The sequence below is a fragment of the Lacisediminihabitans sp. genome (assembly GCF_036404185.1).
Lineage (GTDB): Bacteria > Actinomycetota > Actinomycetes > Actinomycetales > Microbacteriaceae > Lacisediminihabitans.
In genome coordinates this window covers 23,258-36,668 of the sequence record NZ_DASWPB010000084.1, presented here as the reverse complement: position 1 = coordinate 36,668, position 13,411 = coordinate 23,258, and the positions used below count along the sequence as shown (strand labels likewise).

General features: G+C 68.7%; 11 protein-coding genes. 1 reads left to right on the top strand and 10 read right to left on the bottom strand.

Annotated elements, in window-relative coordinates; translation table 11 throughout:
* Positions 1 to 207: 207 nt before the first annotated feature.
* The 6 genes from VGC18_RS05310 to VGC18_RS05285 all read right to left on the bottom strand — a co-directional run bounded on the left by VGC18_RS05310 (position 208) and on the right by VGC18_RS05285 (position 7,563).
* A complete protein-coding gene (locus VGC18_RS05310) occupies positions 208 to 1,977 on the bottom strand; it encodes a proline--tRNA ligase (protein WP_331094981.1) in 1,770 nt (589 codons plus the stop codon).
* A gap of 166 nt (positions 1,978 to 2,143) precedes the next feature.
* Positions 2,144 to 3,292, bottom strand: coding sequence for a flavodoxin-dependent (E)-4-hydroxy-3-methylbut-2-enyl-diphosphate synthase (ispG, locus tag VGC18_RS05305; protein WP_331094979.1), 1,149 nt, complete (start codon positions 3,290 to 3,292; stop codon positions 2,144 to 2,146).
* 67 nt (positions 3,293 to 3,359) lie between these two features.
* Positions 3,360 to 4,742, bottom strand: a complete 1,383-nt coding sequence (locus VGC18_RS05300; RefSeq protein WP_331094977.1) for a site-2 protease family protein — start codon at positions 4,740 to 4,742, stop codon at positions 3,360 to 3,362.
* Between the two features lie 90 nt (positions 4,743 to 4,832).
* Positions 4,833 to 5,912 (bottom strand): 1-deoxy-D-xylulose-5-phosphate reductoisomerase, encoded by a 1,080-nt coding sequence (gene dxr / locus VGC18_RS05295; RefSeq protein WP_331094975.1) that lies wholly within the window; start codon positions 5,910 to 5,912, stop codon positions 4,833 to 4,835.
* Between the two features lie 30 nt (positions 5,913 to 5,942).
* On the bottom strand, positions 5,943 to 6,926 hold the full coding sequence (locus VGC18_RS05290; RefSeq protein WP_331094973.1) for an FKBP-type peptidyl-prolyl cis-trans isomerase: 984 nt from the start codon (positions 6,924 to 6,926) through the stop codon (positions 5,943 to 5,945).
* 169 nt (positions 6,927 to 7,095) lie between these two features.
* Positions 7,096 to 7,563: an OsmC family protein gene (locus tag VGC18_RS05285; protein WP_331094971.1), complete on the bottom strand. Its 468-nt coding sequence runs from the start codon at positions 7,561 to 7,563 to the stop codon at positions 7,096 to 7,098.
* A 46-nt stretch (positions 7,564 to 7,609) separates the two neighbouring features.
* Here VGC18_RS05285 and gabT point away from each other — a divergent pair, with 46 nt between their 5' ends.
* Entirely contained in the window at positions 7,610 to 8,950 is a 1,341-nt protein-coding gene (gene gabT / locus VGC18_RS05280) for a 4-aminobutyrate--2-oxoglutarate transaminase (protein WP_331094969.1), read from the top strand.
* Between the two features lie 9 nt (positions 8,951 to 8,959).
* Here the strand turns inward: gabT and VGC18_RS05275 are convergent, their stop codons facing one another.
* From VGC18_RS05275 to VGC18_RS05260, 4 genes are all read right to left on the bottom strand, one after another.
* Positions 8,960 to 9,736 (bottom strand): ABC transporter permease, encoded by a 777-nt coding sequence (locus VGC18_RS05275; RefSeq protein ID WP_331094983.1) that lies wholly within the window; start codon positions 9,734 to 9,736, stop codon positions 8,960 to 8,962.
* A gap of 89 nt (positions 9,737 to 9,825) precedes the next feature.
* The gene (locus VGC18_RS05270) at positions 9,826 to 10,734 is read right to left on the bottom strand and encodes an ABC transporter permease (RefSeq protein WP_331094967.1); all 909 of its coding nucleotides are present in this window, start codon (positions 10,732 to 10,734) and stop codon (positions 9,826 to 9,828) included.
* A gap of 2 nt (positions 10,735 to 10,736) precedes the next feature.
* Positions 10,737 to 11,936 (bottom strand): ABC transporter ATP-binding protein, encoded by a 1,200-nt coding sequence (locus VGC18_RS05265; protein ID WP_331094964.1) that lies wholly within the window; start codon positions 11,934 to 11,936, stop codon positions 10,737 to 10,739.
* Positions 11,936 to 13,150: a spermidine/putrescine ABC transporter substrate-binding protein gene (locus VGC18_RS05260; protein ID WP_331094962.1), complete on the bottom strand. Its 1,215-nt coding sequence runs from the start codon at positions 13,148 to 13,150 to the stop codon at positions 11,936 to 11,938. The genes VGC18_RS05265 and VGC18_RS05260 overlap by 1 nt, the downstream gene beginning before the upstream one ends.
* Positions 13,151 to 13,411: the final 261 nt, after the last annotated feature.

Here is a 13,411-nt window from a genome sequence, read left to right as displayed (position 1 = left end):
GCGCACGACGTATCCCTCTACGGTACCCGACCGCGCAGCACGACAGAACGCAATTTCGCCGCCCGCGCACCTCCGGGCGCCCGACGGGCGCCCGATCCCGCGCTCCGCGAGCGCTCGACTGTCACGAACTGCTCTCCGCGGACATCCTGAGAGCAGTTCGTGCCAGGTCAACGGGGCCGGCCGGGCCGGGGTGGACGGGATGGCTCGCTAGACGAGCTCGGCGATGGCCTGGGCGACCTCGCCGATGGCGACGGGGGTACGGGCATTGCTGCGGCGGTCCCAGAGCTCGACGGTGCCGTCCACGACGCCCTTGCCTACGATGACGATGACCGGAACGCCGATCAGCTCCGCGTCGCCGAACTTGACGCCGGGTGAGACCTTGAGACGGTCGTCGAAGAGCACGTCGTAGCGGCCGTCCAGCTCGGCGACCAGCGCCTCGGCCGCCTCGTAGACGGCAGGCTCCTTGGTGGCCGCGATCACGTGCACATCGAACGGGCTGACGTTCTTCGGCCAGATCAGGCCCTTCTCGTCGTTGTTGGCCTCGGCGATCACGCCGAGCACGCGCGTCACGCCGATGCCGTACGAGCCCATCGTCACCGTCACGAGCTTGCCGTTCTCGTCCAGCACCTTGAGCCCGAGGGCCTCGGCGTACTTGCGACCGAGCTGGAAGACGTGACCGATCTCCATCCCGCGGGCGAGCTCGACCGGCCCGGAGCCGTCGGGCGCCGGGTCCCCGGCGAGCACCTCCGCGACCTCGGCGATCCCGTCCGCGACGAAGTCGCGACCGGCGACCAGGCCGAAGACGTGGTGGCCGTGCTCGTTCGCGCCGGTGATCCAGCCCGACCCGTCCACGACGCGGGGATCGACCAGATAGCGGATGCCCGTGCTGGCCTTCTCGCCGAGGACGGCGCCCTGCGCCGCCCAGGGCCCGATGTATCCCTTGACCAGGCCGGGATGCTTGGCGAAGTCACCGTCGTTCGCGGCCTCCACCTCGGCGGGGGCGAAGGCCACCTCGGCGCGCTTCAGGTCGACCTCCCGGTCGCCCGGCAGCCCGACGATCACGAGCTCCCTCGTGCCGTCGAGATCGGTGAGCGCGAGGACGATGTTCTTGAGGGTGTCCGCGGCGGTCCAGGCACGACCGTCGGGACGCGGATGCTCGCGATTGGCCACCTCGACGAGGGTCGCGATGGTGGGGGTGTCCGGCGTGGGGAAGACCTCCGCGGGAGTGAGCCTCTCGAAGGACCGGGACTCCGGCGCGACCGTGCGGAACGCCTCGACGTTGGCGGCGTATCCGCCGGCGCTGCGCACGAAGGTGTCCTCGCCGACGGGGGTCGGGTGCAGGAACTCCTCGCTGCGGGAGCCGCCCATGGCGCCGGCGTCGGCCTGCACGATGACGTATTCGAGGCCGAGGCGGGTGAAGATGCGCTCGTAGGCGTCGCGCTGGCTCTGGTAGGAGGCATCCAGTCCGGCGTCGGTGTAGTCGAAGGAGTACGCGTCCTTCATCGTGAACTCGCGACCGCGAAGCAGGCCGGCGCGCGGCCTGGCCTCGTCGCGGTACTTGTCCTGGATCTGATAGATCGACAGCGGCAGGTCCTTGTAGCTCGAGTAGAGGTCTTTGACCAGCAGGGTGAAGACCTCCTCGTGGGTGGGCGCCAGCAGATAGTCGGCTCCCTTGCGGTCCTTCAGGCGGAAGATGCCGTCGCCGTACTCCGTCCAGCGGCCGGTCAGCTCGTACGGCTCCCGCGGAAGCAGGGCGGGGAAGTGCACCTCCTGGGCGCCGGCGGCCTCCATCTCCTCGCGGATGATCGCCTCGATCTTGCGGCGCACCCTGAGCCCGAGCGGGAGCCAGGCGAAGACGCCCGGCGCCTGACGCCGGATGTAGCCGGCCCTGACGAGCAGTCGGTGGCTGGCCACCTCGGCATCGGAGGGGTCATCGCGGAGGGTACGGACAAAGAGCTGGGAGAGGCGTGTGGACACTCCCGCTACTTTACCGGCCCGCCGATCGCGCATCCGGCGAGTCCGATCTCAAGGAGATTCGGCGCGCATGGCCGATTCTGCCCGCAGCCTGCCGGCACACCGGCCCGAACTCCTTGAGATCGGACGGGGACAGGGGGATGCCGCGGGCGGCGGGGGCGAGAGCGCTTTAAGCGGTGACGACCTGGGGGGAACCGATGGCACCGGCGGGCATCTCGGCGGCGAGGCGGTTGGCCTCCTCGATGAGGGTCGCCACGATGTCCTCCTCCGGCACGGTCTTGATGACCTCGCCCTTGACGAAGATCTGGCCGCGGCCGTTGCCGCTCGCGACGCCCAGGTCGGCCTCGCGGGCCTCGCCGGGTCCGTTGACGACGCATCCCATGACCGCGACGCGCAGCGGGACCGTCATCTTCTCGAGCCCCGCGGTGACGTCGTTGGCCAGCTGGTAGACGTCCACCTGGGCGCGACCGCAGCTCGGGCAGGAGACGATCTCGAGCTTGCGCTCGCGCAGTCCGAGCGACTGCAGGATCTGCAGGCCGACCTTGACCTCTTGGACGGGAGGGGCGGACAGCGAGACACGGATCGTGTCGCCGATGCCCTCGCCGAGCAGGATGCCGAAGGCCGTCGCCGACTTGATGGTGCCCTGGAACTCCGGGCCGGCCTCGGTCACGCCGAGGTGCAGCGGCCAGTCGCCGCGCTCGGCGAGTAGACGGTACGCCGTGACCATGGTGACCGGGTCGTTGTGCTTGACCGAGATCTTGAAGTCGTGGAAGTCGTGCTCCTCGAAGAGGCTCGCCTCCCAGACTGCGCTCTCCACGAGGGCCTCCGGGGTCGCCTTGCCGTACTTCTGCAGGATGCTCGGCTCGAGCGACCCGGCGTTCACACCGATCCGGATGCTCACCCCGGCCGCCTTCGCGGCCGCCGCGATCGCGCCGACCTGGTCGTCGAACTTCCTGATGTTTCCGGGGTTCACCCGGACGGCGCCGACTCCGGCGTCGATCGCGGTGAACACGTACTTGGGCTGGAAGTGGATGTCCGCGATGATCGGCAGCTGGCTCTTGGCGGCGATGATCTTGAGCGCGTCGGCGTCGTCCTGGTGCGGGACGGCGACGCGGACGATGTCGCATCCCGTGGCTGTCAGCTCGGCGATCTGCTGGAGTGTGGCGTTGATGTTCGTGGTCTGGGTCGTGGTCATCGACTGGACGCTGACCTGGGACTCGCTGCCGACGCCCACCTTGCCGACGCGGATCTGACGGGTCTTGCGGCGCGGGGCCAGGACGGGGCGGGAGGCTGGCATTCCTAAATTGATTGCTGGCACCCCTCGATTCTAGGCGCGATGGGCAAACCGCTCCTGAGCTTTGCTGGTGCGTCAGCTGAACCCGGGCTTACTGCAGGGTGATCGGCTTCACGATGTCGGCGTAGACGAGCAGCAGACTCATCGCGCCGAGGACGATGACGACGGCGAAGGTCAGCGGGACGAGTTTGGCGATGTCGACCGGCCCCGGGTCCTTGCGCTTGAACAGCCTGGCGAAGAACCGTCTCACGCCCTCCCAGATCGCGCCGAGGATGTGGCCGCCGTCGAGCGGCAGCAGCGGGATCAGGTTGAAGGCGAAGAGGGCGACATTGAGGGACGCGATCAGGCTGAGCAGGAAGGAGAACCGTTCCGCCCAGGGCACGCCGGTGGTGCTCGCGATCTGGCCGGCGAGACGGCCGACGCCGACGACCCCGACGGGCCCGTTCGGGTCCCGCGGCTGGGTGCCGAACGCCGCCTGGGCGACCTGCACGAGGCGCTGCGGCAGGTTGGCGATGAGGTGGAAGTCCTGGCCGATGTTGCTGCCGAGGGCCGGCAGCACCGCCGTCAGAGGCTGCCTGATCGTCGTGACGCCCGGGCCGATGCCGAGGAAGCCCACGGTGCGGGTGAGTTTCGTGCCCGACGCGTCCGTGACGACGTTGCCCTGCGCGTCCACGACATAGCGCTTCGAGGCGATCGGCGTCGCCGTGAGGCTCACCTGCTTGCCACCCCGGAGCACCACGATCGGGATGGTCTTGTTCGCCGACTTCTGGATGATGGCCGTCGCCTGGTCCCAGCCGGTGATCCGTGTGCCGGCGATGGAGACGAGGGTGTCCCCCGGCTTGATGCCCGCGGAGGCGCCGGGGGCTGGGGTGTCTCCCGGCTCGCAGGTCTGGCGCGAGCTCGTGGCCGGAAGGGCACAGGCCGAGACGCTCGTGATGGTGGTCCCGTACCCCTGCAACCCGATGCCCGAGAGCACGACGGCGAGGAGCACGACGGCGATCACGAGGTTCATGAACGGACCGCCGAGCATGATGATGATGCGCTTCCAGATGGGGAGCTTGTAGAAGACGCGGTCCTCCGCGCCCTCCTGGATCGTGTCCTCGCTGGCGGTGCGGGCATCCTGAATCATGGTCTGGAAAAACCCGGTGCTCGCGCTACGACCGCCCGACTCGTACTCGCTCTCCGCGGCGAAGGCGTCGGTACCCGACGTCCGCGAGGGGCCGCCCTTCTTCGCCGGCGGATACATGCCGGCCATGGAGATGTAGCCGCCGAGCGGGATCGCCTTGACGCCGTACTCGGTCTCGCCCTTGCGGCGGGAGAAGAGCGTGGGGCCGAAGCCGATCATGTACTGGCCGACCCGGACCCCGAACAGCTTCGCCGGGACCAGGTGCCCGATCTCGTGCAGGCCGATCGAGAGGGCGACGCCGATGAGCACCACGATGATGCCGACGACATAGAGCAGCACGGTTTCCACCTGGACAGGATAGCCGGGGCCGCCCCGCCGGCGGCTGTGATCGAGTCGACCGCGGGCTGTGCGTCCGCCCCGAGAGCGCCGAGGACGGCCCTAGCCGAGCATCCGATCCGCGGTCGCCCTCGCCCAGCGCTCCGCGTCGAGCACACCGGCGAGGGTCGGCACCGACTCCTCTGGGGTGTGGGAGTCGACCACGGCACGGACGACGTCGAGGATGTCGAGATACCCGATCCGTCCGGCGTGGAACGCGCCGACCGCCTGCTCGTTCGCCGCGTTGAAGACCGCGGGGAAGGTCCGCCCCTCGATGCCGACGCGCTTGGCGAGCTCGACGGCGGGGAAGGCCTCGGCGTCGAGCGGTTCGAAGGTCCAGCTGCTCGCCGCCGTCCAGTCGAGCGGCACGCCGGTCCCGGCGACCCGGTTCGGCCAGTCCAGGCCGAGGGAGATCGGCAGCCGCATGTCCGGCGGCGAGCACTGAGCGATGGTCGAGCCGTCCACGAACTCGACCATGGAGTGCACGATCGACTGCGGATGCACCGTCACGTCGATGCGGTCGTACGGCACGTCGAAGAGGAAATGGGCCTCGATGATCTCCAGGCCCTTGTTGACGAGCGTCGACGAGTTGGTGGTGACGACGAGTCCCATGTCCCAGGTCGGATGCGCGAGGGCCTCCGCGGGGGTGACCGTCCGCAGCGACTCGCGGCTGCGACCGCGGAAGGGGCCGCCGGATGCCGTGAGCACGAGCCTGCGGACCTCCGCCGCCGAGCCGGACCGCAGCGCCTGAGCGATCGCGGAATGCTCGGAGTCGACGGGGACGATCTGCCCGGGGGCCGCGATGCTCGTGACGAGCTCGCCGCCGACGATGAGGCTCTCCTTGTTGGCGAGAGCGAGGGTCGTCCCCGTCTCGAGCGCGGCGAGGGTCGGCCCGAGGCCGACGGAGCCGGTGATGCCGTTGAGCACCACGTCCGCCTCGACGGTCCTGACCAGCTGTTCCGCCTCCAGCGCGCCCAGCGCGACGTGCTCGACGCCGAAGGCGGCGGCCTGGGCCTCGATCTCGGTCCGCCTGCTGCCGGCGGCGAGGCCGACGATCTCGAAGCTGTCCGGGTTTGCGGCGATCACCTCGAGCGCCTGCACCCCGATCGAACCGGTCGACCCGAGGACGATGACACGACGCATGACAGCTACGCTATCGCGCGCCGGCCGGCGCTACTGCGTCGCCAGGATGTCGACGACGAAGACGAGGGTGCTCGTCGCGGTGATGGCGGTCTGCCCGGTCGGGACGTTGTCTCCGTACCCATCGGCAGGCGGGATGATCGCGATGACCTGCGAGCCGACCTTCTGCCCGACGAGCGCCTTGGAGAATCCGGGGATCACTCCGCTCGTCGTGAAGGTCGCCGGGGTGCCGCTGGACCAGCTGGAGTCGAAGACCTGACCGCTGTCCCAGACGACGCCCGTGTACTGCACGGTGACGGTTGCGCCGTCCTTGACGGTCGCGCCCGTCCCCTTCTTGAGGTCGGCGATCTCGAGCTTGGTCGGCGCCGCGGTCTTCGGCACCGTGATGGTCGGCTCGCCGCTCTTCGCGAGCTTCACCGTCGGGTAGCCCTTCGGCGCGGCCTGGGGCGCGCCGTTGGCCTTGGCGAGCGCCTTGACCGGCTTCTTCGCGGTGACGACGTCGATCACGAAGACGATCGAATCGGTCGCGGCGATACCGAGATCGGACTGACCGGTGGTCCCGAACGCGTCCGCGGGCGGGATGATCGCGGCGACCCGGGAGCCGACCGTCGAGCAGAGCAGGGCCTTGTAGAGACCGGGGATGATGCTTCCGTCGGTGAGGGTCAGCGGCTGCGCCTTGGACGCACCGAAACCGGTGGTGTCGAGCTCCTTGCCGGAGGTCGCGTTGTAGACGGCGTAATTGATGGTGACCGGGCTGCCCGCCGTCGCCTGGGTGCCCTTGCCCTTGACGACCACCGAGCGCTCGGTCTTCGTGACGGTCAGCGGCGTCGGGATGGTGACGGTCGGAACCGCGCCGACCTTGCCTTTGACCTCGACCTTCTCGGAGCCGCTGCCGGACTTCGTCGCGACGCACGAGGTCGACGCGTTCTTCGCATCCGTAGTGGATCCGGCGCTGCAGCCGACGAGAGTGAGGGCGACGACACCCGCCAGGGCGATCACGCTGATGATTTTCGACACGGTTCTGCTTTCTGAAAGATCTGGGATCCGGACAAGTCTTGCGGATGGAGCTATGCGAACGCTGATGGGATGCCGCACGGCGGTCCTGCCCGTCGACCGGCGACGACCCGCGCCGACACGGACACTCTGACGAGGATACGCCGTGGCGCGACCCCGGCCGGTCCGGGGCTCAGGCGAGAAGGATGCGCGGCTCGTGGCCGACGGGGAAGTTCACCGAGCTCGCGATGAAGCACTGCTCGCTCGCCTCCTCGTGCAGCCGGAGGGCGAGCTCCGGGTCTCCGGACGAGATGGTCACCACGGGACGCAGGGTGACCGAGGTGAAGTGACCGCCGCCGTTCGCCGTCTGGGCCATCGTCCCGACCGCGGCATCCGTGTACGCGGTCACCACGACGCCGTTGGTCGCGGCGACGTGCAGGTAGCTGAGCAGATGGCACTGCACGAGGGCCGCGATGAGCAGCTCCTCCGGATTCCAGCGGTCGGCGTCGCCCCGGAAGGCGGGAGCGCTCGACCCCACGATGTCGTCCTTGCCCTCCGCGCGCACGACGTGATCCCGGCCGTAGGCCCGGTAGTCGCTCGTTCCGCTTCCGCGGTTGCCGAGCCATTCGAGGTCGACCGAAAAATGATGTTCGAGATTCACCCAAGGCACGTTACACGCCGCGGCCCGGCTTATAGGCTCTTGGGGCATGACGGACACGCTCGCAGGTCGCCCCCCGATCGCCCAGGAACGCCGCATCGTGACGGCGATTCCCGGACCGAGGTCGCAGGAGCTGGAGGCGCGCAGGCGTGCCGTCGTCCCCGTCGGCGTCTCCTCCGCGCTTCCCGTGTACATCGATCGCGCGCACGGGGCAATCGTGGTGGACGTCGACGGCAATCAGTTCATCGACCTCGGCGCGGGCATCGGTGTCACGACGATCGGCCACACCGATGCCGCGGTCGTCGCCGCCGCATCCTCCCAGCTCGCCGACTTCACCCACGTCATGTTCACCGTGACGCCATACGAGTCCTACGTCAGGGTGGCCGAGCTGCTCGCCGAGCACACCCCCGGCGACTTCGCCAAGAAGACGGTGCTGCTGAACTCCGGCGCCGAGGCGGTCGAGAACGCGGTCAAGATCGCCCGCAAGCACACCGGCCGGCCGGGGGTCGCGGTGCTCGAGCACTCCTACCACGGCCGCACCAACCTCACGATGGCGATGACCCACAAGGCCATGCCGTACAAGCTCGGCTTCGGGCCGTTCGCCCCGGACGTCCACCACGCGCCCGGCTCCTACCCCTTCCGCGACGGGCTGAGCGGGGCGGAGGCCGCTGCGCGGACGATCGCCTGGCTCGAGAAGACGGTGGGGGCCGCCGACCTGGCCTGTCTCGTGGTCGAGCCGATCCAGGGCGAGGGCGGATTCGTGGTCCCGGCGGACGGGTACCTGCTCGCGCTGCAGGAGTGGTGCGCCGCGACCGGCGTCGTCTTCGTCGCCGACGAGATCCAGAGCGGGATGGCGCGCACCGGCAGGTATTTCGCCTCGGAGCATTCCGGGCTGGTCCCGGATCTGGTGCTCAGCGCCAAGGGCATCGCCGGCGGTCTGCCGCTCGCCGCCGTCACCGGGAGGGCGGAGATCATGGATGCCTCGCATCCGGGCGGCCTCGGCGGCACCTTCGCCGGCAACCCGGTCGCGGCCGCCGCGGCCGTGGCCGTCTTCGACTCGATTCGGTCGCGGGGGCTGCTGGCCGAGGGCGCCCGCATCGAGGGTGTGCTCAGACCCGCCCTGCTCGGCCTGCAGAGGAGGTTCGACCGGGTCGGCGACGTGCGCGGCCTCGGCGCGATGCTCGCGATGGAGCTGGTGACCCCCGGCACCTTCGAGCCCGACCCCGCCGCGGTCACCGCCGTCACGGCCTACGCGGCCCAGCACGGTGTGCTGCTGCTGAACGCGGGAACCTGGGGCAACGTCATCCGCTTCCTGCCGAGCCTCGCCATCGGCGACGAGCTGCTCATCGAGGCCGTCGGCGTCATCGAGGAGGCGCTCGCCGCGCTGTGAGGACACGGCTCAGCCCTGGCGCGCCTGCCGCTTGCGTCTGGCCGCCGCGGAGACCTGCTGAGCGACGACGACCACGATCGCGAGGATGAACACGGCCGAGGCGATGACGTTCGCCTCCGCGGGGATGCCGCGGGCGGCGGCGATGTAGATGAACTTCGGGAAGGTGGTGGTCGAGCCGGAGTTGAAGTTGGTGATGATGAAGTCGTCGAAGCTCAGCGCGAAGGAGAGCAGCGCCGCGGCGACTATGCCGGGCAGCAGCAGCGGGAAGGTGATGCGCCAGAACACCTGGGCGGGAGAGGCGTAGAGGTCGCGGCCCGCCTCCTCGAGCGCCGGGTCGAGGCTCGACACCCTCGCCTTGACCGTGACCACCACGAAGCTGATGCAGAACATGGTGTGGGCGATGATGATCGTCGCCAGCCCCTTCTGCACACCGGCACCGAGGAACTCCGACGCGAGGCCGGCGCCGAGCACCACCTCCGGCGTCGCCATCGGCAGGAAGAGCAGCAGGCTGATCGCCGCGCGGAAGCGGAAACGATAGCGCACGAGGGCGATCGCGATCATGGTGCCGAGGATCGTGGCGAGGACGGTCGCGACGACACCGATGAGGATGCTGTTGCCGAAGGCCGCGCAGACGTCCTGGGCGTCGCAGACGTGCAGCCAGTTGTCCAGGGTGAAGCGGCGCCAGGAGATATTCGACTTGATCGAGTCGTTGAAGGAGAAGACGAAGGTGTACACGATCGGGACGAGCAGGAAGATGAGCGCGAGCGCCGTGTAGAGCGGCAGCAGCCAGGAGCCGAGGCCGAACCGCGGGCGTCGGGGCGGGGTGCGCCGCGGGGTCTCCGCCGCCTCGGCGATGACGAGTGCCTCCTGCACGGTCACAGCAGGTCCTCCGTCCCGCTCCGCCTCACGTACAGGCCGACGATCACGAGGATCACGACCATGAGCACGATCGACAGCGAGGCGGCCGCCGGATAGTTGAGCGTGATGAGGAAGTTGCTCTCGATGACGTTGCCGATCATCGACGTGCCGGTCCCCCCGAGGAACTCCCGGCTGGCGTTGACGTAGTCGCCGGCCGCGGGGATGAAGGTGAGCAGCACCCCGGAGACGATCCCCGGCATCGACAGCGGGATGGTGATGGTGCGGAACACCGTGAACGGATGCGCGTACAGGTCGCCTCCCGCCTCGAGATAGCGGGTGTCCAGCCGCTCGAGCGCCGCGTAGAGCGGGAGGGTCATGAACGGGATGAAGTTGTAGGTGAGCCCGAACACCACCGCGAACGGCGTGCCGGTGACGTGAGCGTCCGGCGCCAGCAGCGACAGCGCCTTGAGCCCGGTCACGATCGCCGATTCGTCGGAGAGCAGCGACTTCCAGGCGAGCGTCCGCAGCAGGAAGCTGATGAAGAACGGCGCGATGACGAGCACGAGCATGAGGTTCTGCAGGAGCGGCCAGCGCCTCGCCTTCACCCCGATGAAGTAGCCGAGCGGATAGCTGAACAGCAGCGCGAACACGGTCGCGAGGATCGCATAGACGAAGGAGCGGATGATCTGCGATCCGTACTCGCCGATCGCCGTGACGTAGTTGTCCCACTTGAACGCGGTCTGGTACTCGCCGATGTCGAACCCGCTCGGCGCCTGCAGGGAGGTGAAGACGAGGGCGACGAGCGGCACCAGGAAGAAGAGGACGAGGTACAGGATGCCGGGAAGCAGGAGCAGCAGGGCGATCCTGCTCCGTCTGCGCGGCGCGTGCTCCCGGGCCGTGCCGCCCGCGAAGACCGAGAATGCCATGCTCAGGCCTCCTCGAGCTCCGACAGGATGGCGCGCTTCTTCTGGACGGCGATGGATGCCGTGTCGGCATCGGAGGGGAATCGCGAGGTCGGCAGCGGCTCGTCTTCGAGCCCGAACCCGTGCTCGACCTTCCAGGACACCCAGGCCTCCGCCCCCTCGGCCAGGAGCGGGCCGGCTCCGAGGTTCTGGACGAAGACCACCACGGTGCCGAGGCCGGGTATGGCCAAGAGGTACTGGGTGCTGACTCCGCCGAAGGAGACGTCGACGATCCGCCCCGGTCCGAGCAGGTTGCCGCCCGCCACGGTCGCGGGCTCGGCGAGGTGGATGCTGAGCTTCTCCGGACGCACCCCGATCGTCACCTCCCCGGAGTGCCGCTGGGCACGGGCCTTCGGCACCACGATCCGGTGGCCCTCGATGTCGACCGAGATGCTGTCCGCCGTGGTCGCCACGACCGGCCCGGTGAAGAGGTTGGACTGGCCGAGGAAGTTCGCGACGAAGGCGGTGCGCGGCAGGTCGTAGAGGGCGTCCGGCGGCCCGAGCTGCTCGATCCTTCCCTTGTTCATGACGGCCACGGTGTCCGCCATGGTCATGGCCTCCTCCTGATCGTGGGTCACGTGCAGGAAGGTCAGCCCGACCTCCTCCTGGATCGACTTGAGCTCGAGTTGCATCTGCCGCCGCAGCTTCAGGTCGAGGGCCCCCAGCGGTTCGTCCAGCAGGAGCAGTGCCGGCCGGTTGACGATGGCCCTGGCGAGCGCGACCCTCTGCTGCTGGCCGCCCGAGAGCTGGGAGGGCTTGCGGGCGGCGAGGTGGTCGAGCTCGACGAGCCGGAGCGCCTCATGGGCCTTGCCGAAGGCATCCGGGATCCTCCTGCGCCGCAGCCCGAAGGAGACGTTGTCGATGATCGACATGTGCGGGAACAGGGCGTAGCTCTGGAAGACCGTGTTGACGGGACGCTGGAACGGCTTGGTGGTGGTCACATCCCTGCCCCCGATGAGGATGCGTCCCGCCGTCGCCTCCTCGAGCCCCGCGACCAGCCGCAGGGTCGTCGTCTTGCCGCAGCCGGATGGCCCGAGCAGGGCGAAGAAGGACCCGGCGGGGATGGTCAGGCTCAGCTCCTCGATCGCCGTGAACCCGGGGAAACGCTTCTGGATGCCGACCAGCTCGAGATCCGCACCCGACTCGGCGAAGAGACGCGGTGCCATCAGGAGCCCAGCAGGACCGCCTGGAAGGCGGCCCCGTACTTGCTCTCCTCCGCGGCCTTCAGGGTGCGGAAGATGTGGGCCTTGGCGAGCGTCTCGTCGCTCGGGAAGATCAGCTGGTTGTCGGCGAGCTCAGGATCGATGTCCATCATCGCCTCCTTCGCGCCGACGACCGGCGTGATGTAGTTGACCCAGGCGGCCACCTGCGCGGCGACCTCCGGTTGGTAGTAGTAGTTGATGAGCTCCTCCGCCCCGGTCTTCTTCCGCGAGCCGATCGGGATGACGAAGTTGTCGTTCCACAGCGTGCCGCCGGCGGTGGGGATGGCGAACTCCCACTTGTCGCCGGCCTCGGCGTTGATCACCGTGATGTCGCCCGACCAGCAGATCGCCGCCAGGGTGTCCTCGCTCTTGAGGTCCTCGAGATAGGCATTGCCCTTGATGTTGCGGATCTGGCCGTCGTTCACCTGTTTGGTGAAGACGTCGATCGCCGCGTCGAACTCGCTGTCGCCCCATTTCCCGCTGATGTCCACGCCGTTCTGGAGCATGATGAGCCCCATCGTGTCCCGCATCTCCGAGAGCACCCCCACCCGGCCCTTGAGCGACCTGTCCCAGAGGTCGTCAACCGATTTCAGGCCACCCGGCACCTTCTCCTTGTTCCAGCAGATCCCGGCGAATCCGCCCTGCCACGGCAGGGACCTGGTACGGCCGGGATCGAAGTCGGGGTTCTGCAGGGACGGGCTGAGGTTCTTCGCGTTCGGGATCTTCGTCCGGTCGAACTTCTGGACGTAGCCGAGGCCGATCAGCCGGCTCACCATCCAGTCGGTGAGGCAGACGACGTCCGCGCCGATGTCCTGGCCGAGGGCCAGCTGGTCCTTCACCTTGCCGTAGTAGGTGTTGTTGTCGTCGACGGCCACGCTGTACTTGACGGCGAAGCCGCTCTGCTTCTCGAAGGCCTCGAGGGTCGGGTAATGCTTGCCGCTCTCGTCCTGATCGAGGTACGCCGCCCAGTTGTCCCAGTTGAGGCTCTTGTCGGTCGCCGATCTGTCCGTCGCCGCCGTCGGTTTCGCCGCGGGCCCCCCGGTCGAGCAGGCGGCGAGCGCGAGTGCCGTCGCGCCGATCCCCGCGCCCTGCAGCAGTCCCCTGCGGGAGAGGGAGGCCTGCTTCGCCTGGGCGATCAGACGCTGGATCATCGGGTCGTTCGGCATGTGTCTGGTCATGGGCGAGTCAACTCCTTCGCGACGTGAGCAACCCGCGGAAGAGACGACGGCCCTCCCGCGTTGGTCGATACTTGCACACGGGACCGCCGGAGCGCATCACGCAGGGGGCAAATCCCCCATCACGAAACATGATCTTCACGAAATCAGCACCAAAATGGCCCATTTGGGTGCGGATTCACGCGTGCGGCGCCGCGCTGGCATCATCTCCCCGAACCCGAGAGGTCCGCCACCGTGTCGAGGCGGCATCCCGAGAGTCGCCGT